33 protein-coding genes and 2 pseudogenes are annotated in these 26,375 nt (G+C 37.5%); 30 read left to right on the top strand and 5 right to left on the bottom strand.

Annotated features, from left to right (window positions below; all coding sequences use genetic code 11):
- Nucleotides 1-3: 3 nt before the first annotated feature.
- Nucleotides 4-207, bottom strand: a complete 204-nt coding sequence (locus tag NST02_RS22375; RefSeq protein ID WP_211344083.1) for a hypothetical protein — start codon at nucleotides 205-207, stop codon at nucleotides 4-6.
- Between the two features lie 24 nt (nucleotides 208-231).
- Here NST02_RS22375 and NST02_RS22370 point away from each other — a divergent pair, with 24 nt between their 5' ends.
- The 3 genes from NST02_RS22370 to NST02_RS22360 all read left to right on the top strand — a co-directional run bounded on the left by NST02_RS22370 (nucleotide 232) and on the right by NST02_RS22360 (nucleotide 3,209).
- Entirely contained in the window at nucleotides 232-654 is a 423-nt protein-coding gene (locus tag NST02_RS22370) for a DUF2800 domain-containing protein (protein WP_235879415.1), read from the top strand.
- A complete protein-coding gene (locus NST02_RS22365) occupies nucleotides 647-1,195 on the top strand; it encodes a DUF2815 family protein (RefSeq protein WP_340949836.1) in 549 nt (182 codons plus the stop codon). Before NST02_RS22370 ends, NST02_RS22365 begins: the two co-directional genes overlap by 8 nt.
- A 79-nt stretch (nucleotides 1,196-1,274) precedes the next feature.
- The gene (locus tag NST02_RS22360) at nucleotides 1,275-3,209 is read left to right on the top strand and encodes a DNA polymerase (RefSeq protein WP_340949835.1); all 1,935 of its coding nucleotides are present in this window, start codon (nucleotides 1,275-1,277) and stop codon (nucleotides 3,207-3,209) included.
- Nucleotides 3,210-3,490: 281 nt separating this feature from the next.
- On the opposite strand, the gene NST02_RS22355 is transcribed toward NST02_RS22360, so the two are convergent.
- Nucleotides 3,491-4,090 (bottom strand): TetR/AcrR family transcriptional regulator, encoded by a 600-nt coding sequence (locus NST02_RS22355; protein ID WP_340949833.1) that lies wholly within the window; start codon nucleotides 4,088-4,090, stop codon nucleotides 3,491-3,493.
- A gap of 103 nt (nucleotides 4,091-4,193) precedes the next feature.
- Here NST02_RS22355 and NST02_RS22350 point away from each other — a divergent pair, with 103 nt between their 5' ends.
- The 25 genes and pseudogenes from NST02_RS22350 (at nucleotide 4,194) to ant(9) (ending at nucleotide 22,790) form a co-directional block, all read left to right on the top strand.
- Nucleotides 4,194-4,907: a GAP family protein gene (locus NST02_RS22350; RefSeq protein WP_340949830.1), complete on the top strand. Its 714-nt coding sequence runs from the start codon at nucleotides 4,194-4,196 to the stop codon at nucleotides 4,905-4,907.
- 25 nt (nucleotides 4,908-4,932) lie between these two features.
- Nucleotides 4,933-5,151, top strand: a complete 219-nt coding sequence (locus NST02_RS22345) for a hypothetical protein (RefSeq protein ID WP_340949828.1) — start codon at nucleotides 4,933-4,935, stop codon at nucleotides 5,149-5,151.
- A 356-nt stretch (nucleotides 5,152-5,507) separates the two neighbouring features.
- Entirely contained in the window at nucleotides 5,508-5,666 is a 159-nt protein-coding gene (locus tag NST02_RS23840) for an antA/AntB antirepressor family protein (RefSeq protein ID WP_307257804.1), read from the top strand.
- Nucleotides 5,663-5,710: pseudogene (locus NST02_RS23835) on the top strand (hypothetical protein); the annotation flags it as partial. The gene NST02_RS23840 and the pseudogene NST02_RS23835, both read left to right, overlap by 4 nt.
- A 24-nt stretch (nucleotides 5,711-5,734) precedes the next feature.
- Nucleotides 5,735-6,259: a phage antirepressor KilAC domain-containing protein gene (locus tag NST02_RS22340; protein WP_441193845.1), complete on the top strand. Its 525-nt coding sequence runs from the start codon at nucleotides 5,735-5,737 to the stop codon at nucleotides 6,257-6,259.
- Nucleotides 6,259-6,693 carry a DUF7768 domain-containing protein gene (locus NST02_RS22335; protein ID WP_340949827.1) on the top strand — a complete coding sequence of 145 codons (435 nt, stop codon included), beginning with the start codon at nucleotides 6,259-6,261 and terminating at the stop codon, nucleotides 6,691-6,693. The genes NST02_RS22340 and NST02_RS22335 overlap by 1 nt, the downstream gene beginning before the upstream one ends.
- Nucleotides 6,690-9,056, top strand: a complete 2,367-nt coding sequence (locus tag NST02_RS22330) for a virulence-associated E family protein (protein ID WP_340949826.1) — start codon at nucleotides 6,690-6,692, stop codon at nucleotides 9,054-9,056. The genes NST02_RS22335 and NST02_RS22330 overlap by 4 nt, the downstream gene beginning before the upstream one ends.
- 219 nt (nucleotides 9,057-9,275) lie before the next feature.
- Nucleotides 9,276-9,557, top strand: coding sequence for a VRR-NUC domain-containing protein (locus NST02_RS22325; protein ID WP_340949825.1), 282 nt, complete (start codon nucleotides 9,276-9,278; stop codon nucleotides 9,555-9,557).
- Nucleotides 9,538-10,599, top strand: a complete 1,062-nt coding sequence (locus tag NST02_RS22320) for an SNF2-related protein (protein WP_340949823.1) — start codon at nucleotides 9,538-9,540, stop codon at nucleotides 10,597-10,599. The genes NST02_RS22325 and NST02_RS22320 overlap by 20 nt, the downstream gene beginning before the upstream one ends.
- 5 nt (nucleotides 10,600-10,604) lie before the next feature.
- Nucleotides 10,605-11,033 carry a recombinase family protein gene (locus NST02_RS22315; RefSeq protein ID WP_061566590.1) on the top strand — a complete coding sequence of 143 codons (429 nt, stop codon included), beginning with the start codon at nucleotides 10,605-10,607 and terminating at the stop codon, nucleotides 11,031-11,033.
- Nucleotides 11,023-12,594 (top strand): recombinase family protein, encoded by a 1,572-nt coding sequence (locus NST02_RS22310; protein WP_340949821.1) that lies wholly within the window; start codon nucleotides 11,023-11,025, stop codon nucleotides 12,592-12,594. The genes NST02_RS22315 and NST02_RS22310 overlap by 11 nt, the downstream gene beginning before the upstream one ends.
- 169 nt (nucleotides 12,595-12,763) lie before the next feature.
- Nucleotides 12,764-13,099: an ArsR/SmtB family transcription factor gene (locus NST02_RS22305; protein ID WP_014097256.1), complete on the top strand. Its 336-nt coding sequence runs from the start codon at nucleotides 12,764-12,766 to the stop codon at nucleotides 13,097-13,099.
- A 13-nt stretch (nucleotides 13,100-13,112) separates the two neighbouring features.
- Nucleotides 13,113-13,472 (top strand): arsenite efflux transporter metallochaperone ArsD, encoded by a 360-nt coding sequence (arsD, locus tag NST02_RS22300; protein ID WP_014097257.1) that lies wholly within the window; start codon nucleotides 13,113-13,115, stop codon nucleotides 13,470-13,472.
- A gap of 1 nt (nucleotide 13,473) precedes the next feature.
- The gene (gene arsA, locus NST02_RS22295; RefSeq protein WP_340949817.1) at nucleotides 13,474-15,246 is read left to right on the top strand and encodes an arsenical pump-driving ATPase; all 1,773 of its coding nucleotides are present in this window, start codon (nucleotides 13,474-13,476) and stop codon (nucleotides 15,244-15,246) included.
- Nucleotides 15,239-15,769, top strand: a complete 531-nt coding sequence (locus NST02_RS22290) for a DUF2703 domain-containing protein (RefSeq protein WP_340949816.1) — start codon at nucleotides 15,239-15,241, stop codon at nucleotides 15,767-15,769. Before arsA ends, NST02_RS22290 begins: the two co-directional genes overlap by 8 nt.
- 5 nt (nucleotides 15,770-15,774) lie before the next feature.
- Nucleotides 15,775-16,827 carry an ACR3 family arsenite efflux transporter gene (arsB, locus tag NST02_RS22285; protein ID WP_061857590.1) on the top strand — a complete coding sequence of 351 codons (1,053 nt, stop codon included), beginning with the start codon at nucleotides 15,775-15,777 and terminating at the stop codon, nucleotides 16,825-16,827.
- A 17-nt stretch (nucleotides 16,828-16,844) separates the two neighbouring features.
- A complete protein-coding gene (locus NST02_RS22280) occupies nucleotides 16,845-17,246 on the top strand; it encodes an arsenate reductase ArsC (RefSeq protein WP_014097261.1) in 402 nt (133 codons plus the stop codon).
- A gap of 513 nt (nucleotides 17,247-17,759) precedes the next feature.
- Nucleotides 17,760-18,302: a GNAT family N-acetyltransferase gene (locus NST02_RS22275; protein WP_095309050.1), complete on the top strand. Its 543-nt coding sequence runs from the start codon at nucleotides 17,760-17,762 to the stop codon at nucleotides 18,300-18,302.
- Nucleotides 18,303-18,564: 262 nt separating this feature from the next.
- Complete coding sequence (ant(6), locus tag NST02_RS22270) at nucleotides 18,565-19,425, top strand: aminoglycoside 6-adenylyltransferase (protein WP_137743020.1); 861 nt, start codon at nucleotides 18,565-18,567, stop codon at nucleotides 19,423-19,425.
- 335 nt (nucleotides 19,426-19,760) lie between these two features.
- On the top strand, nucleotides 19,761-20,021 hold the full coding sequence (locus NST02_RS22265) for a hypothetical protein (protein ID WP_095309046.1): 261 nt from the start codon (nucleotides 19,761-19,763) through the stop codon (nucleotides 20,019-20,021).
- Complete coding sequence (locus NST02_RS22260; protein WP_095309044.1) at nucleotides 20,018-20,401, top strand: retropepsin-like aspartic protease; 384 nt, start codon at nucleotides 20,018-20,020, stop codon at nucleotides 20,399-20,401. Before NST02_RS22265 ends, NST02_RS22260 begins: the two co-directional genes overlap by 4 nt.
- Nucleotides 20,402-20,501: 100 nt before the next feature.
- Nucleotides 20,502-20,546 carry an erythromycin resistance leader peptide gene (locus NST02_RS23830; protein ID WP_137743070.1) on the top strand — a complete coding sequence of 15 codons (45 nt, stop codon included), beginning with the start codon at nucleotides 20,502-20,504 and terminating at the stop codon, nucleotides 20,544-20,546.
- A 350-nt stretch (nucleotides 20,547-20,896) separates the two neighbouring features.
- Entirely contained in the window at nucleotides 20,897-21,748 is an 852-nt protein-coding gene (gene erm / locus NST02_RS22255) for a 23S ribosomal RNA methyltransferase Erm (RefSeq protein WP_095309042.1), read from the top strand.
- Between the two features lie 2 nt (nucleotides 21,749-21,750).
- The gene (locus tag NST02_RS22250) at nucleotides 21,751-21,927 is read left to right on the top strand and encodes a GrpB family protein (RefSeq protein ID WP_235879413.1); all 177 of its coding nucleotides are present in this window, start codon (nucleotides 21,751-21,753) and stop codon (nucleotides 21,925-21,927) included.
- Between the two features lie 86 nt (nucleotides 21,928-22,013).
- Nucleotides 22,014-22,790, top strand: a complete 777-nt coding sequence (gene ant(9) / locus NST02_RS22245; RefSeq protein WP_095309039.1) for an aminoglycoside nucleotidyltransferase ANT(9) — start codon at nucleotides 22,014-22,016, stop codon at nucleotides 22,788-22,790.
- A 206-nt stretch (nucleotides 22,791-22,996) separates the two neighbouring features.
- On the opposite strand, the pseudogene NST02_RS23825 reads toward ant(9), so the two are convergent.
- The 3 genes and pseudogenes from NST02_RS23825 to NST02_RS22235 form a co-directional block, all read right to left on the bottom strand.
- Nucleotides 22,997-23,176, bottom strand: a pseudogene (locus tag NST02_RS23825) (hypothetical protein); the annotation flags it as partial.
- A gap of 63 nt (nucleotides 23,177-23,239) precedes the next feature.
- Nucleotides 23,240-23,713, bottom strand: a complete 474-nt coding sequence (locus tag NST02_RS22240; protein WP_373315136.1) for a DUF4188 domain-containing protein — start codon at nucleotides 23,711-23,713, stop codon at nucleotides 23,240-23,242.
- Nucleotides 23,714-23,728: 15 nt separating this feature from the next.
- Nucleotides 23,729-24,271 (bottom strand): PadR family transcriptional regulator, encoded by a 543-nt coding sequence (locus NST02_RS22235; protein WP_095309035.1) that lies wholly within the window; start codon nucleotides 24,269-24,271, stop codon nucleotides 23,729-23,731.
- A 500-nt stretch (nucleotides 24,272-24,771) separates the two neighbouring features.
- On the opposite strand from NST02_RS22235, the gene NST02_RS22230 reads away from it, so the two are divergent.
- Nucleotides 24,772-25,455, top strand: coding sequence for a serine/threonine protein kinase (locus NST02_RS22230; RefSeq protein ID WP_095309033.1), 684 nt, complete (start codon nucleotides 24,772-24,774; stop codon nucleotides 25,453-25,455).
- Between the two features lie 3 nt (nucleotides 25,456-25,458).
- Nucleotides 25,459-26,262, top strand: a complete 804-nt coding sequence (locus tag NST02_RS22225) for an EcsC family protein (RefSeq protein WP_137743018.1) — start codon at nucleotides 25,459-25,461, stop codon at nucleotides 26,260-26,262.
- Nucleotides 26,263-26,375: the final 113 nt, after the last annotated feature.

Here is a 26,375-nt window from a genome sequence, read left to right as displayed (position 1 = left end):
TATTTAATCTTCTCGTACAGCATCTGTATCGAAAATTCTATCCAGTTCCTCATTTGATGTTATGCCACGAACTTTATTCCTAATCGTTGTTTTTCCCATATCTAGTCGATAGAAATGTTCACGACCATCTACACCTTTTTTAAGTCGAATGAGCTGAATCCTGCCAAATATATCCCAATGCTTCTCTGCGATTTTTGCTAAACCCACTGCCTTAGGATAATTGTCTTTAAATTGCCACCCCTACTTCCGGACTCCGAAATTGAAGAAGTTCTTTCTAAACTGTCTGACCTTACAAAGTGGGCAAATGAAATCATTGCTTATGCCACGGATACTGCCGTTAATCACGGGAAAGAGTGGCACGGTTTTAAGGTAGTCGAGGGCAGATCAATCCGTAAATATAAGGACGAAGAAGCTGTGGCTGAAGCAGCCAAGGCAAACGGCTATAAGGATATCTATCGTCAGAGTCTCATTAACCTTACGGAAATGCAGAAGCTGATGGGCAAAAAGAAATTTGAGCAAATTCTCGGTGGTCTCATACATAAACCACCGGGCAAGCCAACGCTGGTTCCAAATTCGGATAAGCGGCAGGCTATGAATATATCAAACGTAAAAAACGAATTTAACGAAATAACGGAGGAATTGGAATATGAATAATCAAAACAGAACTAAGGTTGTTACAAGCGTCAACACACGTCTTAGCTACTTTCACGGCTGGGAGCCCGTATCCATCAATGGCGGAGCGGAAAAGTACAGCGTATCTGTATTGATTCCCAAAACAGATAAGGAAACCATTAATGCTATCAATGCAGCAGTAGATGTAGCCATTGAAGAGGGCATTGCAAAGTTTGGTGGTAAAAAGCCAAATAAGGCTGCTATCAAGCTACCACTTCGAGATGGTGATGTAGAACGAGATGATGAGGCTTATAAAGGACATTATTTCGTAAATGCCAACAGTACTACTCCGCCTCAGATTGTAGATAAAGCAGTCAAGCCCATTCTGGATCGCAACGAGGTATATAGTGGTTGCTATGCAAGAGTGTCACTTAATTTCTATGCTTTCAATTCTAATGGGAACAAGGGTGTGGCCTGCGGACTTGGTAACATCCAGAAGATTAGAGACGGAGAGCCTTTAGGCAGCAGAACCACAGCGGCTAATGATTTCACCACAATTGAAGATGATGATTTCCTAGCATAACAGCTAAAGTATGAATACAAACGGGGTGGTGGAAGTTGTTCTTCTGCCACCCTCGTTTGCATTGGAAAGGGTGTAATACATGAATTCTATATCTATTGATATTGAAACATTTAGTAGTGCCAATCTTCAAAAGTCTGGAGTTTACCGTTATGCCGAGAGTGATGATTTTGAAATTCTACTATTTGGCTATTCGGTAGATTCTGGTGAAGTACAAGTTGTTGATCTTGCCTGCGGAGAGGAAATCCCAGCTGAAATTATAAACGCACTTATGGATAATTCCGTTACCAAATGGGCCTTTAATGCTATGTTTGAGCGTGTTTGCCTATCAAAATGGCTTAACCTTACTGATTATCTTGATCCTACATCCTGGAAATGTTCTATGGTATGGTCGGCTTATATGGGACTTCCACTTTCACTTGAGGGCGTCGGTGCAGTCTTAGGATTGGAAAAACAAAAATTGACGGAAGGCAAAGACCTCATTAAATATTTCTGTACACCTTGCTCCCCTACTAAATCAAACGGAGGACGAGTTCGTAATTTGCCAAAACACGACATGGATAAATGGGAGCGATTTAAAGCATATAACCTCCGTGATGTGGAAGCCGAGATGTCAATACAGCAGAGACTATCTAAATTCCCGCTTCCAGAGAATATATGGTCAGAATATCATCTTGACCAGAAAATCAATGATCGTGGTATCGCTATTGACATGGCTTTTGTAAAACAAGCCGTCAAGATGGATGAACAGTCGCGGGAAAAGCTAATGGCTTTAATGCAGGATATAACTAATTTGGAGAATCCAAACTCTGTACAACAAATGAAAGAATGGCTTGCTGATAACGGATTGGAAACAGATAGTCTTGGTAAAAAAGCAGTTGCTGAGATGTTAAAGACAGCACCTGAACCACTAGGCACCGTTTTGGAACTTCGTCAGCAGCTTGCAAAATCATCGGTGAAAAAATACACGGCAATGGAAAATGCGGTATGTAGTGACGGTCGTGCAAGAGGAATGTTTCAGTTTTACGGAGCCAACAGAACCGGCAGATTCTCTGGCAGGCTGATTCAGTTGCAAAATCTCCCCCAAAACCATATGCCCGATTTGGAACAGGCTCGTGCTTTAGTTCGAAGCGGAAACTTTGATGCTCTTACTTTACTCTATGATTCAATTCCAGAGGTACTGTCGGAACTTATCCGTACTGCTTTTATACCGCGAGAAGGTATGAAGTTCATTGTGGCAGATTTTTCAGCGATTGAGGCTCGCGTCATTGCTTGGCTTGCAAGTGAAAAATGGAGAATAGATGTATTCCAAAACGGCGGTGACATCTACTGTGCCAGTGCCTCTCAGATGTTTAATGTACCTGTTGAAAAGCATGGTGTGAACGGTCACCTTCGTCAGAAAGGGAAAATAGCCGAACTTGCCCTCGGTTATGGTGGATCTGTTGGAGCATTAAAATCAATGGGTGCTTTGGAGATGGGAATTGAAGAAGAGGAACTTCAGCCCCTTGTAACGGCTTGGAGACAGTCCAATCCCAATATCACAAAATTGTGGTGGGATGTTGACCGTGCAGTAAAAACTTGTGTTAAGCAAAAAACTCCCACAGCGACACACGGCATTAAATTTATATATCAAAGTGGAATGCTCTTCATTGTCCTTCCTTCTGGTAGACGGCTTGCCTATGTGAAACCCCGTATGGGAGAGAACGTGTTCGGCGGTGAGTCGGTTACTTACGAAGGGGTCGGTGGGACGAAGAAATGGGAAAGAATCGATAGCTATGGACCCAAATTTGTAGAGAATATTGTTCAGGCAATCAGTCGTGACATTTTGTGTCATGCCATGCAGACATTAAAGAATTGTTCTATTGTGGCTCATGTACACGATGAAATTATCATCGAGGCAGATATGGGGACGTTACTTTCCGCTATTTGTGAACAGATGGCTAAGATACCAACATGGGCAAATGGCCTGTTGCTTAGTGCTGATGGTTATGAGTGTCAGTTGTATCAAAAAGATTAAATTAATTGGTAATCGGATAATCGTGTGGGAGGAGGTTAAAAGACCTTCAATTTTTAAATAATGAAAACAGGATAGCACTTATTTTATGACCGGTACGTGCTATCTTGTTTGTTTAATAAACGCTCCATTTTTGTGGAATAAAGGGTTAAAATTCGAATCTTGAAGAAATATAGTGAAAGAACCGATTTTGACTCCTCTCTCTATAAAGTTAATAATAAATCATGGGGTAAGACTAAATCTATTAAAAACACATGGGACAATAATTACATCGACCGATTAGCTTAATTGATTTTATTGCAGAGTGTCTCTAAATGATAACGAATAACTTCCTTCACCTTTTCTGGAGAGTATACATCAGGTCTTAATAAAGCATGAATCGACAATCCCTCTATTAATGCCGTTAACCTACTCTTTTCTAATTCTGCATTCATTGAATCTGATAATACGCCTTTTAGAGCTAAGATTTCAATCATTGAATTTGCTAATTCATATGTACCGTCCGTAATTTCATCTTTTTTGTCCTTTATTGTATCACTTGTAAGTGAACGTAATGCAAGAATCCACCAAACACTCGTTTCAATTTTCTTTTCTTCATCTATTGGTACTAGCTCTAATAAAACTTCTTCTACTGCCTGCACTGGGTTTTCTGACCATTCTTTATTTTGAGAACGTTTTTTCCCTTCTTCTAAGTAGTAATTCATAATAAATAATAACATTTCATCTTGAGTTGAAAAATAATGTCTTAACGCACCAGAAGACATCCCTGCCTCAGCTGCAACTCTTCGTATAGACGCCTTCTCAACCCCTTCTTTCCTAATAATATTCCATGCAGCCTCAGCAATTTGTTTGCGCTTTTCATCATGATCAACAATTTTTGGCATTATAAAAATCACTTCCTTTATTTAGCGCAGTGTGTTATTATATTTTTATAGCACGATGTGTTAAATAGATAATACCACAACATTTAAAGGAGGACTAGTTTGTTTGATCGAAACTATTGAAGCATTGATGCCTTCTTCATCATTAGACATTTCTTCAGCATTAATGATTATTTTTTTGTGTGCTTTAATTGATATTTTAAGTCCCGGTGTACTGACTGTAACAGCCTATTTATTACTGACACAACCGAATCAGTTATCTTCTCGTTTATTTGTGTTTTTATTCATCACGCAGTTAGGCTATTTCATCACGGGTTTATTACTCTACTTTGGTGGAAATTCATTATTGAAGAGAATAGAACAATTGTCTCAGTTTGACTTTATCAATTGGTTTTATATCCTACTTGGAGCAGTTCTTGTTCTAATAAGCTTCAGTAAACCAAAAGAGACTACAAAAAAACGTTTAATTTCATTTATCCCCAAAAATACAACTATTAAAGGGATGATTATATTAGGGATCATTGTTTTCCTAATTGAATTTGTAACGGCACTGCCTTACTTTTATTCAATCTTTTTAATGTATCATCAAACAATTGAGACTACACCTGCTATCTTAATAATTATTGGATACAATCTAGTAATGGTGCTTCCTTCTCTATTACTATTAGGGGTTAATATTATATTTAAAGAAAGGTTGCAACAAATTCTTGTTAAAATGAGGTCAAAATTAAATGAAGCTCCAATCTCTTCACTCTTGGTAGCGACAGGAGTCATAGGTGCAGTTTTTTTTAATATCGGTCTTAGAGGCATATTAAATTAGAAAAAATATTAAAGAGGTGTTCATCATGAAAGAAATTATCAGTGGACTCAGCCTACTTTTTATTATTCAGGGAGTAGGAGGATTAATCAATCATTTGACTAATGGAGGAAAAAGTTGGTTTTTAGTAAATTATATTGATGCGTTTCAAGGGTTGGAAATCGTTTTGGACATTGTATTTATTGCAGTTGGTGGGATCATAGCTTTAGCCACTCTTAAAATAACATCAAGTAAAAGCGATAAGTGAACGATGCAAAAATAAAAAATACAGAGTGAGAATTTCTCGCTCTGTATTTTTTATTTTAATTGATTATCTTCAGACTCTACCAACCTTACTCATCCAGGTCATAGATAAAATATGATACAAAAATGACTGTTTTTCTCTTCCTATTAGCTCCAAATCACTATTTCTTGTTTAGAAATCTAGTCCGTTTGTTAAAGTAGAAAATTACTGAATCAACTGTTAAATCTACTTTACATTCTCAAATTCCGAAAAACAATCAGATGTATAATTTATTTTTTCAAAATCCTCAACAATCATTACCTCCTGTGGCTATTAGGTAGAGGAACTATCCTCTGACTATATTGCAGGAGGTAATTCGTATGGACGAATTAGTAAAAATCAATTATGAAAATCAACGACCAACCGTACTCGGTCGTGATTTACATGAAGCCTTGGAAGTAAAGACCGCTTATAAAGATTGGTTTCCAAGAATGTGTGAGTACGGATTTGAGGAAGGATCAGACTTTAGCTCATTTTGAGCGAAAGTACTGGAGGCAGACCAAGCATTGACCATCAGTTAACAATTGACATGGCAAAAGAGCTATGCATGATACAGCGTACTCCAAAAGGGAAAGAGTGTCGCCAATACTTTCTTGAAATAGAAAGAAGATGGAATTCCCCAGAGGCAATCATGGCAAGGGCACTTCAAATTGCCAATCAACAGCTAACTCAAGTAAGGAAACAAAATAAAGTGCTTGAAGGTACGATTGCTGTTCAGAATCAGCAAATTGCAGAAATGAAACCGAAAGTCTCTTATTACGATGTGGTTTTAAATTGCAAAGACCTCATTTCTACATCAGCAATTGCCAAAGATTACGGCAAGTCAGCTATTTGGATGAACCGCTATCTTAATAAAAAGGGCGTCCAGTTTAAACAAGGCGGCATCTGGCTTTTATATCAGAAGTATGCGGAAAAAGGCTACACCAGCACTAAGACACATAGCTACCTTGGCAGTAACGGGCAGCAGCATACAAAGGTCCATACATACTGGACTCAAAAAGGCAGACTCTTCATTTACGAACTAATGAAGGCAGACGGTATTTTGCCACAGATAGAAATGGAGGGTGTGTAATGGGAATCAACAAATTCAATCACGAAGGATACCATGACCCAACTCCACATGAAGCACTGACCAACATAATGAAAAAGGAAAAGGCAGAGAAAAAATCTGCCTTTAAGCCGCTTGTATATATCTGTTCTCCCTATTCCGGTGATGTAGAAGGAAATGTTAAAAAGGCTCGTAGCTTTTGTAGATTTGCCTTGGAGAGTAATTGTATCCCAATTGCTCCCCACCTTATGTTTCCGCAGTTTATGGATGATGAAAACCCAGAGGAACGAGAGCTTGCCATATTTATGGACATCGTGCTTATGGGTAAATGCTCCGAGGTGTGGGTGCTGGGCAATACCATCTCAACCGGTATGGCAAGGGAGATTGAAGTAGCCAAGAAACGCAGGCAAACGGTCAGGTATTTTAGTCCGGTGCATGAGGAGGTTGAAAGCTTATGAAAATTGCAGTGGGCAATAGCCGGATGGATAGAAAATGGAAAAACAAAGATATCTCCTGGGAGGATTTTTGCTCCCGTGTAAAGACAACCCAACGTACTACAGAAACGGTAGAAGAATATCGGAAACTTAAAAAAGGCCAGCAAGATGATATCAAAGACGTGGGTGGCTTTGTCGGAGGGCATTTAAAAGAAGGAAGGCGAAAGAAGGGCAATGTTTTATGCCGTTCTTTGCTTACCCTTGATATGGATTACGGTAGACCGGATATTTGGGAGCAAATCAGTATGCTTTTTGATTTCAAATGTTGCGTTTACTCCACTCATAAGCACACACCGGAAAATCCAAGACTCAGACTTATTGTTCCCCTTGCTTGTGAGATCAGCGAAGAAGAATATGCAGCTGTTGGACGTATGGTGGCAAAAGAAATCGGTATTGATCTTTTCGATGATACGACATATGAAGCCCATCGCCTTATGTATTGGCCATCCACTTCCTCTAACGGTCAATTTGTCTATGAAGAACAGGATGGGGCATTACTTGACCCTGATGTTTATCTCTCTAAATATGAAAACTGGCGAGATACAACAACTTGGCCCGTATCAAGCAGGCAGTCTGAAGTTATTAATCGCAGTCTTAAAGAACAAGCAGATCCTCTTTTAAAGGAAGGTGTAGTAGGAACTTTCTGTCGCGCCTATTCCGTTCGTGAAGCAATTGATAAATTTTTAGGTGCAGTTTACGCCCCATCTGCTATGGAAGGGCGATATGACTATATTCCAGCTGACAGTAGTGCGGGTGTGATTATCTATGATGATAAATTTGCATACAGCCACCATGCTACTGATCCAGCAAGCGGCCTGCTTCTTAATGCTTTTGATCTCGTTCGTATTCATAAATTCGGCTCTTTAGATGATAGAGCTTCCACTACTACGGCTCCTGGCAGGATGCCGTCTTTTGTGGCAATGTGCGAGTTTGCTATAAAAGATGAAGCGGTAAAAGCCGAGTTCGCAAAGGAAAGACAGGCTCAGGCTGAAGAGGAGTTTAGTGATGAGGATTGGCAGACAGGTTTGGAACTAGATAAGCAAGGTCGGATAAAAGACACACTGGATAACATTGTCTTGATTATTCGGCATGATGAGGAATTACAGCATATCGCTTTCAATTGCCACCGTGACGGTATTGATGCCAAAGGTGGTCTGCCTTGGGAACAGATCAAGATGGGTTGGAATGATTCGGATAACGCACTTCTTAAGGTGTACTTAAGCAGCAAATACGGAGTCTATTCCCCTACCAAGACCAAAGATGCTGTATTAGCTGTAGCGTCAGAACGAGCCTACCATCCTGTTAAGGAGTATCTAGACTCCCTGCCAAAATGGGATGGTATTAGCCGAGTAGAAAATCTACTCATTGATTATTTCGGTGCAACAGATAATTCCTATACAAAAGCAGTGATTCGCAAAACTATGGTTGCAGCGGTAGCCCGCATTTATAGACCCGGTACAAAGTTTGATAGTGTTCTAATCTTAAACGGGCCTCAAGGTATCGGTAAGTCAACCTTCTTTGCCAAACTTGCTGGAGACTGGTTTTCAGATAGTTTGACTATTACAGATATGAAGGATAAATCCGGGGCTGAGAAACTTCAGGGATATTGGTTACTGGAACTAGGAGAGCTTGCTGGAATGCGTAAGACGGATGTGGAGGTTGTGAAGTCCTTTATTTCAAGGGCGGATGATAAGTACCGTGCCAGTTATGGGGTCAACGTCGAAAGCCATCCCCGTCAGTGTGTAATTGTAGGTTCAACGAATGCAGAAAGTGGATTTCTTCGAGATATTACGGGCAACCGCAGATTTTGGCCAGTCCGTATTAGCGGCGACGGTAAAAAGAAAGCTTGGCAGATGACCAAAGAGGAAGTACAGCAGATTTGGGCAGAAGCACTAGTGCTTTATGAGAATGGAGAAAAACTCTACCTTGAAGGTGATGATGTATCCATGGCGACGAGTGAACAGGCAGATGCGATGGAAACAGATGAACGAGAAGGACTGGTTCGTACCTATCTGGATACGCTCTTGCCGGATGATTGGGACACGATGTCTTTGTACGAGCGTAGAAATTTCCTCGGCGGTAGCGAATTTGGCGGCGGCACCCGTGTTGGAACAGTAAAAAGAACCCTTGTCTGTAATATGGAAATTTGGTGTGAGTGTTTCGGTAAAGAGGCCTCAATGCTAAAGCCTTCAGATTCTTATGCCATCGGTGCCATTATGAGAAAGATCAGTGAGTGGAACAAGTACACCGGGAACAAGAATGGTGTTGTGACGTTTCCTGTCTACGGAAAGCAACGAGCTTATTCCCGAGTCGAGGAACAACGCTAAGTTGTACCTTACCTTGTTCCCATACTAGTTCCTTCCCTAAAGTTAGTAATAATAAGGAAAATCAACGGTTCGGAACAAGTGGAACAAGAAGTATTCTATTTATTTATAAATAGTCAAAAGAAGTAATAGTAGCCTGTGCATACACGCATACACGCGCGTATAGGAAAATTGGGTCAAAGTTGTTTTCTTGTTCCGAGCCTTTTTATATGGGAGGTATTTATGCTTGAAAAATATATCGAAAAGAAACTGGTGGCGGAGGTAAAAAAGATGGGGGGCATTGCGGCGAAGTTTGTTAGTCCAGGTTTAGATGGGATGCCAGACCGCCTAGTGCTTTTACCATATGGGAAGATGGCTTTTGTGGAATTAAAGGCTCCCGGAAAGAAACCTCGTCCGTTACAGATTAGAAGAATAAGGCAATTACAGAAGTTAGGCTTTACTTGCTATGTCATTGATGATGTTCAGCAGATTGGAGGGATACTGGGTGAAATACAATCCTCATAAATATCAGACCTATGCAACGAACTTCATTCTAGAGCATCCCATAGCTGCGGTGTTTTTAGAAATGGGCCTTGGCAAAAGTGTCATTACTCTAACGGCTATATTTGACTTATGTCTTGATAGTTTTGAAATTGGAAAGGTTCTGGTCATTGCCCCACTTCGAGTAGCTAGGGATACTTGGCCAGCTGAGATAAATAAGTGGGAGCATTTAAAAGGGCTGGAGTTTTCGGTAGCGATTGGAACAGAGCAGGAGCGATTGGCGGCTCTTAGGAAACCTGCAAGTGTCTATCTTATAAACAGAGAAAATGTTGATTGGTTGGTAAACAAAAGCGGTATTCCTTTTAATTTCGATATGGTGGTCATTGATGAACTATCATCCTTTAAGTCCTATGGTGCCAAAAGATTTAAAAGTCTACTAAAAGTCAGACCAAGGGCAAAACGGATTGTGGGTCTTACGGGTACACCATCTAGTAATGGGTTAATGGATTTGTGGGCAGAGTTTCGTATTCTCGACATGGGTAAAAGACTCGGCAGGTACATAACTCACTACCGCAATTCCTTCTTTACACCAGATAAACGAAATCAGCAGATTGTGTTTTCATATAAACCATTGCCAGGTGCTGAAGATGCCATTTATCGGCTCATTTCGGATATCACTATTTCCATGAAATCAGTGGATTTTCTGAAAATGCCAGAGTGCGTGATCAATGAAGTGCCTGTGTATCTAAATGACAAAGAACAATCAGTATATGATCACTTTCGTGAAGAAATGGTTCTTGAATTTGCTGATGAAGAAATAGATGCCATGAATGCAGCCGTCCTTTCAGGCAAACTTCTGCAAATGGCAAACGGTGCTATCTATGATGATGATAAAAACCCCCATATTATAGTCAGTAACTTAATAAAGTTTACAAATAAGGCTGAAATGATAAACACTTTTAACGAGCAAATTTTCAATGATCATATTGAAAAAATTATAGTTTACTCAAGGGTAGAGATAGGTTTTGTTCTGAAATGTGGAATCACACTAAGGGAAAGGATGTGAGAAAAGTGGCACATACGCCTTATGGCTATAGGATAGAGAATGGAATAGCAGTTATCGATGAAGAAAAAGCTGAAAAGGTTAGGAATTTGTATAAGGGTTACTTATCAGGCCTTTCCTTATCGGTCGCAGCAAAGACTGCTGGAATAGATGCTTATCATGGAACTGCTGGAAGGATGCTAAGAAATGAACGTTATCTTGGTGATGATTATTATCCTGCCATCATTGATAAAGAAACCTACGAAAAAGCAGAAGCAGAGAGGGTAAAGAGAGCAAAAAAGCTAGGTAGAATCTTTGAACCCAAGAAAGAAGATAAACCTACTATTTCTAAGAATTTTACCATAGGACAAGTAATTCAGAAGCATACAAATCCTTTTACACAAGCGGAATATGTATACAGCTTAATAGAAAGTGAGGTGCAGCAAGATGGCAGTTAATAAAAATGTAATGATTATACCTGCAATAAAACGTGTAGGCAACAATCGAAAAGAAGATGAAACACCAAAACTTCGGGTCGCTGCTTATTGCAGAGTTTCTACAGATAGTGATGAGCAGGCTAGTAGTTACGAAGTGCAGATTGAACACTATACAGAGTTTACCAAGAAGAATTCAGAGTGGGAATTTGCAGGGATCTTTGCTGATGATGGTATCAGCGGCACAAATACAAAAAATCGCGACGAATTTAATCGAATGATTGATGAGTGCATGGCTGGGAAAATTGATATGGTTATTACCAAATCAATAAGCCGATTTGCTAGAAATACCTTGGACTGTCTACAATACATTAGAAAACTTAAAGATAAAAATGTTGCGGTATATTTTGAGAAAGAAAATATCAATACACTGGATGCCAAAGGTGAAATTATGCTTACCATTATGGCATCCTTAGCGCAACAAGAGAGCCAGTCATTAAGCCAGAATGTAAAGCTTGGCTATCAATACCGATACCAACAGGGAGAGGTAATGGTCAATTGTTCTAGGTTTTTAGGATATACCAAAGATGAAAATAAGCGATTAGTAATTGTACCGGAGGAAGCTGAAATAGTCAAAAGGATTTACCGAGAGTATCTTGAAGGCTCAAGTATGGATAAAATCAAAAAAGGACTTGAAGCTGATGGCATACTTACAGGTGCGGGGAAAAAAAGGTGGCATACCAGTACTATAAGGAAAATATTAAGCAATGAAAAATACATTGGTGATGCACTGCTCCAAAAAACTTATACGGTAGATTTTCTTACAAAAAAGAGGGTTGTGAATAACGGAATCGTACCTCAGTATTATGTAGAGAATAACCATGAAGCCATTATCCCGCGTGAAATTTTCATGCAGGTACAAGAAGAGTTAGTTCGTAGAAGTAGAGGACATATAAGTACTAGTGGAAAGAAAAGAAACTTTAGTTCAAATCATGTGTTTTCGCAAATTATCTTCTGTGGTGAGTGTGGCGAAATATACCGTAGAGTTCATTGGAATAACCGAGGTAAAAAATCGATTGTTTGGAGATGCGTCAGTAGACTTGAGAATACAGGGTTAACTTGTCATTCCCGAACTGTGCTGGAGGATATGATAGGCCTTGCTACGGTTGATGCAATTAATAAACTAATAGGGCAAAAGGATGGCTTTTTAACTATCTTAAAGGAAAATATAGAAACAGTGATAAGTGAAACGGACAATAATATTGTTTCCGAGATAGATAAAAAGCTAGAGGAATTACAAAAAGACCTTTTGAGGCTGGCCAATTCCAAAGAAGATTATAACGATATAGCCGATGAGATTTACAGGCTCAGAGAGGAAAGGCATAAGGCTTTAGCAGAAGAAGCTGGCAAAAAGGGCTCCAAGCAAAGGCTAGAAGATATGGAAAAATTCATTAATGAACAATCCATCCTCCTTGAGGAGTATGATGAGCAACTAGTAAGGAGACTTATAGAGAAAATAACGGTCTATGATGATAAACTAACTATTGAATTTAAATCTGGTATAGAAATTGATATAGAAAAATAAAACGAATTTGACCGCCGATTGAGGTGCAGTGGCATCTTAGTCGGCGCTTTTTGTCGTTAACTTATTATAAAACCATATTGATAACTATCGATATGCTTGATATTCTTGTTATAAGATATCGAGAACATTCGATGTCATTGATACATATGAATATATAGGAGGTAATTTTATGAAACATTCATATGCAGATTATGTTCCTGCAATTAAGGCTATGTCAGATGAAACACGGTTAAAGATTATAGATATGCTATCGTGTGGAGAAATGTGCGCATGCGATATATTAGAAGAATTCAGTATTTCTCAATCCACTCTTAGTTATCATATGAAGATATTATCTGAAAGCGGTCTTGTAAATGCAGTACGTGATGGGGCTTGGATGAGATATACATTAAATAAGAAAAAAACGGATGAGGTAATAGCTTTCTTCACATGCATAACAAATGACAAAGAAGATTGTATTTGTAAAAAGAGCAAAAATAAAAAATCTGATAATCAATGTTGTTAAGGAGGATTTAGTAATGAAAAATATTGAGATTTTTGACCCAGCAATGTGTTGCTCGACAGGAGTTTGTGGTCCATCTATTGATCCGGAGCTGTTAAGAGTAGCAACTGTTATTAATTCGCTTAAAGAAAAAGGGATTATTATAAAAAGGCATGGTTTGTCTAGTGAACCCCAGGATTTTATCTCCAATAAAGTTATAAGTGAAATTCTACAAAAGGAAGGAGCAGATATTCTTCCTGTAACACTGGCAGATGGTGAAATTGTAAAAACCAAAAGCTACCCAACAAACGAAGAGTTTTCAGAATGGTTAGGGGTGGAAATAAGCACAAAACCTCAAAAGAAGAGCGGCTGCTGCGGACCAAAGGGGTGCTGTTAAGATGTTAAAGAATAATTATGAGCCATTTAGTTTAGATGGGATAAATCTGACTAAGTATATGTTTTTCACAGGAAAGGGTGGTGTAGGTAAAACCTCAACCGCTTGTGCTGTGGCAGTAAATTTAGCTGATAATGGAAAAAGTGTTCTCCTTATAAGCACTGATCCTGCATCCAATTTGCAGGATGTTTTTAATACTGAGCTTGATGGCAAAGGTGTGCCGATTGATGGAGTGCCGGGTTTAGTTGTGGCGAATCTTAACCCAGAGGAAGCTGCCAGAGAGTATAGGGAATCGGTTATTGCTCCATATAGGGGGAAGTTGCCGGATAGTGTAATTGTAAATATGGAGGAACAACTCTCAGGTTCATGTACAGTTGAAATTGCCGCTTTTGACCAGTTTTCGAACTTCATCACTGATAAATCCACAGAGAATAAATACGATTATATTATTTTTGATACTGCTCCGACAGGGCACACACTTCGTATGCTGCAATTACCATCAGCCTGGAGTAATTTTATCAGTGAAAGTACACATGGGGCGTCATGTTTAGGTCAGCTCGCTGGACTTCAAGATAAAAAGGATATGTATAAGAATGCGGTTGAAAACCTTGCAGATAAAGATAAAACAACTTTGATATTGGTATCAAGGCCGGAGGAAACTCCTTTGATTGAAGCTGAACGTTCAAGCAATGAGCTTAGTGAGCTAGGGATAAACAATCAGGTTTTAGTTATCAATAGTATACTGAGTGAAGCAACTGACGATGTTTCGATTAAAATGTTAGATAAGCAGCAAAAGGCTTTGGAAAATATGCCACAGGGTTTAAAAAAGTTTAAAATTTTCACTATACCACTTCGTTCCTATAACGTTGTAGGTATTGATAATATTAAAACATTTTTATATAGTGACGATTACACAAAAAATAATTTTTATAGCAAATCCTTAAATTTAAGACACCTAGATGTTCTGATTGAAGATATTTATAGGGCAGGTAAAAAAGTGATATTTACAATGGGCAAAGGCGGTGTTGGAAAAACAACTATTGCTGCAACCATTGCTGTGGCTCTTGCTAGAAAGGGTGTTAAGGTACATTTAACATCTACAGACCCAGCTAATCATCTCAAATATGTGGTTGAAGATACTAAAAATATTAAACTAAGTAAAATAGATGAAAAGCAGGAACTATTGCGATATCAAAATGAGGTATTAAGTAAGGCTCGTGAAACAATGAGCGAAGATGATGTTGCTTATGTTGAAGAGGATTTACGCTCTCCATGCACACAGGAGATTGCAGTATTTAGAGCTTTTGCTGAGATTGTTGACAAGGCTGAAAACGAAGTTGTAATTATTGATACTGCACCAACGGGTCACACGCTTCTGTTGCTTGATTCTACACAGAGTTATCATAAAGAGGTTCAGAGAACAAAAGGTGAAACGCCAATATCTGTTCAAAGATTACTTCCAAGACTTCGGGATGAGAAACAAACAGAGGTTATTATTGTTACATTGCCTGAAGCAACACCGGTATTTGAAGCTCAGAGACTGGGTGATGACCTAAATAGAGCGGGAATTAATAATAAATGGTGGGTGGTTAATCAGTGCCTTTCATTGACGAATACTAAAAATAGTATGTTAATAGCTCGCGCTGATGCTGAAAAGCAATGGCTGGAAAAAGTTAAGCAAATAAGTTCTGATAACTTTGTTGCAATCCCCTGGTTTCAGGATGCATCAATTGAAAATATGGTGGACTTTTCTGGAGGTAGTAAAAGCGATGAATAAAAGTGATGCTGGCTGTTGCTCTTGTGGCAGTGGTTGCTGCGGACAAGAACAGGAAAAAAGGCAGATTATAATAGAATTTCTTTATCTTGATCTGAGTGTATGTAAGAGGTGTCAAGGAACTGAAACTAATCTTGAGGATGCAGTTAATGAAGTATCAACGGTATTAAGAGCAGCAGGGTTTGATATAGTTATAAACAAGATTAATATAAATTCAAGGGAGTTAGCCATTGAACACCATTTTTTAAGTTCTCCAACAATTCGTGTAAATGGCAGGGATATTGCTCTTGAGGTTAAGGAATCTTCCTGCAAAGAATGTGGGGATCTGTGTGGCGACTCTGTGGATTGCAGAGTTTGGGTGCAGGATGGTATAGAATATACGGAACTACCAAAATCCATGATTATTAACGCAATTTTGAAAGAAGTTTATAATGGCCATAGTTCAATCCCCTTGACAAATGAGAAATATGAAATCCCACAAAACTTAATTACATTTTTCGATAGCTTAGAAAGAAAGGAGGATTGATTTACATGAGTAAGGAACGTAATAGTGGAATTGGATTTTTTGAAAAGTACTTAACTGTATGGGTTATTTTATGTATGTTTGCAGGTGTATTGATTGGAAAGTTTTTACCCGGAATCCCAGCGTTTTTAGGGCGTTTTGAATATGCAAATGTTTCAATACCTATGGCTATTTTAATCTGGCTTATGATATATCCAATGATGTTAAAAGTAGATTTTCAAAGCATAAGAAATGTAGGCAAAAATCCTAAGGGGCTTTTTGTTACATGGATAACCAACTGGTTGATAAAGCCTTTTACCATGTTCGGCATTGCATGGCTGTTTTTCTTTGTAATTTTCAAATCTCTAATTCCGGCAGAATTGGCACAAGACTATCTTGCGGGAGCAATACTTCTTGGAGCTGCACCGTGTACAGCGATGGTATTTGTATGGAGTTATTTGACCAAAGGCAACGCGGCTTATACCGTCGTGCAAGTGGCAACAAATGATCTTATAATTCTCATAGCTTTCACGCCTATAGTTGCGTTTCTTCTAGGTGTGGGCGGTGTAACCATACCCTGGGACACTCTTGTTTTATCTGTAGTATTGTTTGTTGTTATCCCGCTGGCTGGTGGTATAATTACCCGTAATTACATCACAAAAAAGCGAGGACTCGATTACTTTGAAAAGAGTTTTATACCGAAGTTTGGGAATATCACTACCATAGGTCTATTGCTAACATTAATAATAATCTTTTCATTCCAGGGCGATGTAATTCTGAATAATCCACTTCATATTGTTTTAATTGCTATACCATTAATTATTCAGACTTTCCTAATCTTTTTCATTGCATATCTAGCAAGCAAGGTTATAAAACTACCTCATGAGATAGCAGCGCCTGCTGGTATGATTGGTGCCTCTAACTTTTTTGAACTGGCAGTTGCCGTTGCGATTGCATTGTTTGGAACACAAAGCCCAGCTGCACTTGCTACCATTGTAGGGGTTCTAACAGAAGTGCCTGTTATGTTGATATTAGTAAAGATAGCGAATAATACAAGGCACTGGTTTCCAGAAAAAAGCTAGAAAGGAGGTAATGCTTAATGAGTAATAAACTAAAGGTCGCATTTATATGTGTTCATAATTCATGTCGAAGCCAAATAGCCGAGGCACTTGGTAAGCACTTTGCAGGAGATATATTTGAAAGCTACTCTGCTGGCACAGAAACAAAACCTCAAATTAACCAGGATGCTGTGCGCCTAATGAAAGAGCTTTATGATATAGATATGGAGAAAACTCAACATTCAAAGTTGCTTGATGAAATACCTCCAGTAGATATTGTTATTACAATGGGGTGTAATGTGGAATGCCCTTACCTTCCATGTAAACACAGGGAAGATTGGGGGTTGGATGATCCTACAGGTAAGAGTGATGAGGAATTTAAAAAAGTAATATCAACAATAGAAACAAAAATAAAAGAGTTAAAAGCAAAACTAAAGTCATAATAATTATAACGCCAATTACAAATCTAGTAGTTGGCGTTATAATTATATATGTCGATATGTTCCCGCCTACCGATAGTGCCAAAAACGTAGTGGATATGTTTCCGAGAACGGATACGCTCAAATGACATTCATTCTGTCCTCTCGAGCCATGTGGAGTGTGTTTCACAGTTAGTTTTAAAAAATGATTGAGGGGAATTATAACCCCTCAACCTGTGCAAACTTGTAGTAAATCTTAACAACTTTGTTTTCGGTTACTTCGGTTTTATCAATGAAATGTAGTAACATCGCGGATGTTAATCTTTTGAACTGAACCAAAGTACTGTGTTCCGATAAATTCTCTTTTAATGTTCATAATTATCGCCCCTCTCAAACCTAGCAATTGTTCTATGTGGGCGAATAGTTTTCTAAAGTTTAGGAGAAGGGAATTAAATGTTTACTAGAATTTAGTTCCTCGATTTGGTAAAATCTTTTCAATTTATAATTTGATAGATTAAATTGTATGGAGGGGTTAATATGTTTGTTCATAAAATCGATGAAGATTTATCTTTAAAATTAATTGAATTAAGGGATGGAGAAAGAATATTCGAATTAACCAATAATTCAAGGGAGTATTTAAGAGAATGGCTTCCATGGCTAGATACTACAATAAAAATTGAAGATACAATTGAATATATAAAAATGTGCTTAAAAGGTTTTGCTGAAAATAAAAGTCTGAGTACAGTCATTTTATTCAAAGGAAATATCGTTGGAGTTGCTGGCTTTAATAGTATTAATTGGTCAAACAATACAGCATATATTGGCTATTGGCTCGGAGAAGGATATCAAGGAAATGGTATTATGACAAGGGTAGCTAAAGCATTAACTGATTATGCATTTACTGAATTAAAATTAAATAAAGTGGAAATTAGGGCTGCTGTGGGGAATAAGAAAAGTAGAAGAATACCTGAAAGACTAGCTTTCGTTAATGAGGGCTGCATTAGAAGAGCAGAATGGTTATACGACCATTATGTTGACCATGTTGTTTATGGCATACTAGCTGATGAATGGATTAAATAGAAAAGTATTAAGAAAAATAAGAGTCATAGCAATACTTTAATTAGTACCTATGTATTCTCCGTTCGGTTCGCTCACCTCGGGGGCTTCGTTCCTCGCCCCTTTTTTCATTGACTACTGATTAATGATATAAAGTCTTGCGTCATTTTATACACTCTTTGAATGCTCCTGGCCATCTCCGTTCGCCATATTAATCGTTGAAAGCATTGCGATAAATTTTTCAGATGAATTATAATTTTTATAACAGTCTATGGAGGTGATAACATTGAGAAGTAAGAAAGAAATGATGGATTTAGGGATGAATTTTGCTCTTAATTGTGAAAAAATTAGACTCTTTACTCTTGAGGGGTCACGAACAAATATAAATATTCCGAAGGATGAATTTCAAGATTATGATTTTAGTTATTTTGTTACAGATATGGATGATTTCAAAAAAAGTGATGATTGGTTAAGTTATTTTGGTGAAAGGATAATTATGCAGAAACCAGAAGCCATGGAATTGTATCCACCAGAGCTGGGTAATTGGTACTCGTATCTAATGATTTTTGAAGATGGTACGAAAATTGACCTTACACTTATTCCGCTTAATGAATATGAAGATTATTTCAAAAATAGCGATGGACTTGTTGAAGTCTTGTTGGATAAGGATAATCTTATTCAGAATTCAGTTATTCCGACAGATCGCTTGTACCACATTCATAAGCCAAGTGAACAATCATTTGATGACTGTTGTAATGAGTTTTGGATGACATCTACATATGTTGTAAAAGGTCTTGCAAGAAGGGAAATTCTCTTTGCTATTGATATCATGAATCATGCATTTCGTCCAAGTTTGCATACCATGTTGCGTTGGAAGGTTGGAGTGGAAACAGGTTTTTCTGTAAGCATTGGAAAATCGGATAAGTTCTTAAAAGAATATATTTCTGAAGAAATGTGGAATAACATTTTATCTACTTATGATATGGGCTCGTATCAAAAAATGTGGGAAGCACTTAATACTAGTATTGAATTATTTAGAGAAACGTCCCATTTTATTGCAAAAACATTTAATTATAAATATCCTGATTATGATGAGAAAGTGAGCATGTACATAGAAAGTATACGTAAAAAATATACCCAATTTTAATAGGTGCATTTTCCCTTGCCCGGCTATGGGGGTATATTAGGCAAGTGGAATGAATGTGTAAATTATTGGTATATATAAAAGATACATCAAGTTTTAACCTATTACCTGTATCCTCTTAAGAACAAGGGTCTGTGTTAAACAGAAAACGACTCTAAGTGTTAAATTAATGGATGAGCACCAGAAGCCGAAAATCGGTGGAAGATTCTCGGATTTATAAAGACGTATCAATGTTTCTAAAGTCCTTAATAGTGTTTGTTTGTAAGGGGATTAACTTATATAAATCTAATTAATGTTATAATAAATGTAAATCACTTTCCAAATGGAGGGACTTTAAATTGAAAGGGTCTGAAGTTCGTCAGCTTTTTCCAGAACGCTGTGTTTTAGTGGAAGCATTAAAATCAGAAACAAGAGGAAAAGAAAGAATTATCGAAGAAATGTCAGTAATCGATGACTTTGAAAATGGCAATGCTGCATGGAAAGTATATAAAAAGCTACATGCGGAAAATCAAAATCGTGAATTATATATTTTTCACACAAATAATGAAGAAATAAAGATAATTGAGCAGCCGTATATAGGAGTGCGAAGAAGAGTATGAGATTTCAGATGAATGATCACTTACCTCTAGTATCTGTTGAGATTAAATACAATGGAAACAGAAAGACATTCAATAACGTGCTCCTTGATACTGGCTGTTCTTCAACCATTTTAGATACGGACTTATGTGAAGAAATCGGGCTGATGCTTGATTTAGAAAATGTCGTTACACGAAAAATGTACGGAATTGGCGGCACAGAAATTTGTATAGAACAAGAAGTAAGCAGCATGACAATTGATATGTTTCAACTCGATAAATTCACTATACAACTTGGTGATGTTAGAGAAATGCATGGATTTGATGATGTCATCGGCAGTGATTTTTTTCTTGCCCATGAATTAATCATTGATTTCGAAAATATGGAAGTTAGAAAAAATTAGGTTAAGGTAAATGTAGGTAGTATGATTTCCATTTGACTTTTTTTAACAGGGAGTCTATAATGACTATTGTATTTTAAATTTGTAGGAGGATTATTAAAAAATGACACATTCTATCAGACTTCGTTTCTCAACTTTGAATCAGTAATTGAATACTTTCAAAGGCTCTGTTTGTGAATGCAGAGTAGATGGGATAAGTCTGTCCTTTTTTAATAATCTTCATTTCGTATTGTAATACACGTATTTTGCCATTCAGCAATTACGCTGTGTTTTTTATACTATCTTTGTGTAGAGATAGTAAAATATGTAATGTTTAGAAAGACGGATAATTCTGCCTTTCTTTATTTTTGTCTAATTTTCCTTCCTTATTAATTGAACAGGAGGTTTATTTGATGAAGCTACTGAATCCATTAGGTTAATAAGGATGGGTCTTCTCCCTTTTACTCTGAATCACAGGCAGATCGCCTGTGATTTTTTATTAGGAAAGGAAGAGAAGAAATGACAAAAAAATTTCATAAGTATAGTGGGAAAAAATTAAGTCGTGGGGAGCCTCCCAATTTTTCTGGTCAGCATTTAATGCATAATAAGAAGTTGTTAGATGAAATTGTAAATCGGGCAAATGTTAGCAACAACGATATTGTTTTAGAGTTAGGTGCTGGAAAGGGTGCTTTAACAACAATATTAAGTCAAAGAGCTAGAAAAGTATTGGCGGTAGAATATGATGCCAAGTTTGTAGATATTTTAAACAGAAAAACAGCGCAATCTTCCAATACAATCATTATTCATAGAGATATTATGAAAATCCAATTGCCAAAAGAGAAATTTGTCGTCGTTTCGAATATTCCCTATGCCATCACGACGCCAATTATGAAGATGCTTCTTGATAATCCATCAAGTGGATTTCAAAGTGGTGTAATTGTAATGGAAAAAGGAGCAGCAAGGCGCTTCACGTCAAAATTCATTAAGAATTCATATGTTTTAGTTTGGAAAATGTGGTTTGATCTTCGTTATATAAAAGAAATTTCCCGTAATAATTTCTCGCCTCCACCGAGAGTAGATTCAGCAATGGTGATGATTACTCGAAAAAAAGAAGAGTTAATGCCAAAAAAAGAGTATAGAAATTTTTTACGGCTTGCAGAATATGCTCTAAGGCAACCACAAGCTCCATTCGAAATTGCTTTATCTGGTGTTTTTACACCACCTCAGATGAAATATTTGAGAAAAAACCTAAAAATCAACAATGAAAAGGCAATTGGAACACTCGATGAAAAGCAGTGGAGTATTATTTTTAAAACAATGGTGCAATATGTACCGTTCCACAAATGGCCAAAAGCCAACAGGAGAAAATAAGAATGATAAAAAAAACACTGAATCGAGATGGATTAAGAGCCAGTGAAACAGACTGGGAAGAAAGTGTGCAAGTTAAGCGAAGTTTGGCAAAAAGTAAGTGGCATCATGTTCAGCATTACGCAGATGCCAAAGCATCGATCGTTCAAGAAATTATGGAGCGGGCAAATGGTGTCAGGTAATACTGCAGTGGCGATAAATTTAATAAAGCGCATAGGTAAAAGAGTGTTTAAGTTTGTTTGAATGAAAGGAGCTCCCTGCCGAGAATATGAATAACAAAGAAATACCGAATGAAGCAATTCAAGCATTAAAAATTATCGTGGAGCTGTTTGACGGGATATTAGTGGCAGTATATTTATATGGTTCTGCTGTAATGGAAGGTTTGCGCACGGATAGTGATATAGATATATTGGTAGTAACTAATGATAATATATCTGAAAGAACTCGAAAAGAGCTTGCAGAGAGGCTGATGCTTATATCTGGGGAAATAGGAAACGTAGATGCTATAAGACCGCTGGAAGTTACGGTTATCAATCAAAAAGATGTTGTTCCTTGGCAATTTCCTCCCAAATATGAATTTATGTACGGAGAGTGGTTAAGAGAACAATTTGAGAAGGGAGAAATTCCAGAGCCGACTTTTGATCCGGATTTAACAATTCTTTTAGCTCAATTAAGAAAAAATAGTATTAACCTTTTTGGACTAAAGGCAACAGAAGTTCTTGAATCAGTACCAATGACAGATATTCAAAAGGCGATTAAAGAGTCTTTACCAGGGTTGATAGCTGGCATGAAAGGGGATGAACGCAATGTAATTTTAACTTTAGCCAGAATGTGGCTGACTGCCTCTACCGGTGAAATTAGTTCAAAAGATTTGGCGGCTGAATGGGCGATACCTCAATTAAATAAAGAGCATGCGATTTTACTCGACAAAGCAAGAAAGGCCTATTTAGGAGAGTATGAGGATAATTGGGAAGGAATGGAGACTGAAGTGGCTGAACTTGTTAATGATATGAAAAGGTCTATAGCGACGTGTCTTAACATCTGAGCGTCTTCAAAATATGTTAATGAAAAAAAGGCTAATTGTTGAGAATGGTATAGATAAGTTCTCTCATACTGAAGATTCAAACCGTGGGTACGTTTCTGAGAACGGAAATACTTCCTCACAAGTCACTGCGAAGCAATGATGAAGCTGTACCCAATAAAAGAATCCCCGGGTTTGTTCTAATACAAATCCGGGTTTTTTGCTATAAATCAAGCTATCAAACGTTTTCTGCAAACAAAAAGTGAGGCAGACCACTGTTGGGTAATCCATTGTTGAGCGAATTCAATGAGTTTTGTCCATCGGGCTGGCATCGTTGGCAAGCCTGATAACTCTGGATGAACAACAGGTACTTTCCCTTCTAGGAATGCATGAGGACAAAGAAAGCTAAAATTTATTTTTGACTTTGTCTACACTCTGGGCAATTGAAATATAATTTGCCTCCTTTTTCTTATTTAAACATTTTTAAGTCGTTCACGAGCGGAGTTTCGTTCAGGAGTAGTGGAAATATGGTTTACTGCTTTTCCTAAACCATAGAGAGGCATATTTGCATAAATCGATTCATATCTTCCTTTCCTAACATGATAAGTTTCATGATAGATTCCAACGGCATCATTATTCCCGACTTTTTGATTGAAATTTCTCCAAGCAGTTAAATGTTTATCATTTTTAGCATAGGCGAGCAGGTCATCGACAGAACGCCAATATTGGATCATCGCCGTTGTTCTAAGACCAAAAAAACTTTCCATCGATAAAAATCCTAGCTCCTCTTTCTTAGTGTTAAGTTCTTTTATCATTCCAGGCATGGCAGTGAATACTGGTAACCACTTATGAATGGCTAGCCGTCTGTTTATTCGCATTCCAATGATGAAGACGACAATATCCTCTTTATTGTCAGTGGTATAACGGCCCGTATAAACATGGTTCATCACGAATTCCCCTTCCTATAGCTTATTTTCTAGAGTAAACACACACCATTCAATTGCGGCTTTGGTTATTCTTTTACCATAATCCAATGTTAACAACCAATATTTTGAATCTTCATCGTTATAGTTCTGATTGATAATAGCCTGTTCAATAGTTATATAGGTTTGATAACGTCTGTCAAGTTCTTTCTTATAAGTTTGTAAAAGAAACACCTGTTTTTCTTGAGTTTGAAAACGGCCAAAAAATAATTTAAGCAAAACTTCATTCCGCTCAATTGGGAAGTGCTCAATTGGCTGCTCCAACCAATTTTTTAGTACCTCAATACCCTTCGAGGTTAGATGGTACTCATTTCTATCAGGTCTTCCTTGACTTGATAAAGTACGAACTTCAGCTAATTCTTCTTGAACAATTAGTTTAAGAGTTGGATAAATTTGACCATAACTTATTTTCCAAAAATGATTTAAGCTTTGATCCATTATCTGTTTAATTGCATAACCAGATTTACATTCCGTAGTTAATATTCCTAATATTGCATATGTTGTATCGTTATAACGCTTCAATATTCCCACACCTATCTAAAGGATATATATCATTTAGATATAAGATAATAGATGTGAACAAAAAACACAAGAAAATTTTCAAAAGAAGCCCTGAGAAATTAGATAATATATGGGCATGAACCCTTTCAATTGACGTATACTGCAAAAATATAGTATCCTTTAAGTACAGTCTTAGAGTTAGGACTGTACACATGTAAAAGTTAATTACTCCAAAGGGGAGTAGCTTACAGTTATGTCGTCATTACGTGATTATATGATCACCGGCTAAACTGGCAACGAAAGTTGTTTGCGAGACCTTTGCCATTCGGTAAAGGTGATATATATTCGATTTTTCAAGACCTTTACCAAACATATGGTAAAGGTCTTTTTGTTTTATATTCGGAAACTAAGGACTAATAAACGAAAGTAACGAAACAAGGGCTTTATTTTAAAAATTTAGGGAATGTGGAATGAAAGAGTTCATATGTTACTTAAACGAAAGCTAAATTTGAGGTGAAGATTTGAAAAATCATAATGTTGAAAATATCATAAAGGATATCCAGGTCATTTCTTCGAAGAATAATAACCCTGTAACGGTTAAAGGTGGTTCCGACCAATTGAAATGTATTGGTGTTGGGACAGATGCGGCAGTTTTCCATATTGAAGGGGACACGCAATATGTGTATAAGGTATTTAGTGAGGATAAATTAGAAACAATGGAAAGGGAGAAGCAAGTATATGAACAACTTGGCGATTCCCCCTATTTTCCAATTTATTATGGGGCAGGTAGTCATTTTCTTATTTTAAGTTATGAAAAAGGGGTTACGCTTTATGATTGTTTAGTAAAGGGGATTCACATTCCAAGGCAAGTGATCACGGATGTGGAGGAAGCCCGTGCTTATGCGATATCGAAAGGATTGAACCCGAGAGATATTCATTTGAAAAATATCCTTTTACATGAAGGAAGAGGAAAGCTTCTCGATGTTTCTGAATACTTAAAGGAAGGAAATGACCATCGCTGGACTTATTTGAGAAAAGGGTATGAAGAGTACTATGATTTAATTGATGGAAAAGAAATCCCCTTGTGGCTCATCGAAACGGTGAGAAAATGGTATAACCAGAAGCAGGGCAGTCCGTTTGATTTTCAAGAATTTGTGCAAAGATTGATAAAAATATTTCGAATAGGAAATTCCGGGGGAGAGTAGAGAATGGAAACAAAAGAGCAACTGCTAAAAGAATTAGATGCCATACAAAAGTGGGAGGAAGAACAAAAGGGTCTATGGTTTTGGGAAAAGCTCGGCCGTCTCCCTTTTAAGCTTCTTGATCGCCTTACGCCACAGTTTATTCACAAAAAGATCGGACAAGCACTGGATGAATTGGGTAGCTATTTACAAACGGGTGGCCGTTATCTCTTAAATGAAAAGGACATTTTAAAAAGGTACGTTCGGAAAACAGGCGTTGAGGAGATCACACTAGAATCCATTCCTGAGTTACCGCTAAACATGATGGATGAAGTTAGTGATGAATTGATTCATTCAAGAAAAAATATGGCGATGACACAAGGAGCCACAACTGGAATAGGCGGGATCTTTACATTGTCGATTGATATTCCGCTACTTCTTGGTATTTCACTAAAGACACTTCAGGAAATTGCTGTTGCTTATGGCTATGACCCGAATGATAAAAAGGAGCGAATTTTTATCGTAAAATGTCTACAATTCACTTCTTCGGATATTGTCGGGAAGCAAGCTGTTTTAAAAGAATTGTCGGCCTACTCAGACCCTTCGATGGAAAAGAATGATGAAATAATTTCTCAGGTGCAAGGCTGGAGAGAGGTAATCATGACATACAGAGATAATTTTGGCTGGAAAAAGCTATTTCAGATGATTCCGATTGCCGGCATGATTTTTGGATCTTTTATTAATAAATCGATGATTCACGATATTGGAGAAACGGGGAAAATGCTGTATAAGAAACGACGTATTTACGAGAAACTCAAGGAACAATCATAGGAGCAGATTAAACGCCTGTCTCGTAATTTTTGGAATTTTATGTTAAAAATGGAAACCGGATTGTTTTAGTGAAAGAGATAGAGATATTTCAAAAATGTGTAAAGTAAATATGG

The organism is Robertmurraya sp. FSL W8-0741 (assembly GCF_038004005.1).
Taxonomy (GTDB): Bacteria; Bacillota; Bacilli; order Bacillales; family Cytobacillaceae; genus Robertmurraya; species Robertmurraya siralis.
The sequence above is the reverse complement of the archived record's forward strand: the minus strand, read 5'-3'. Positions and strand labels throughout refer to the sequence as shown.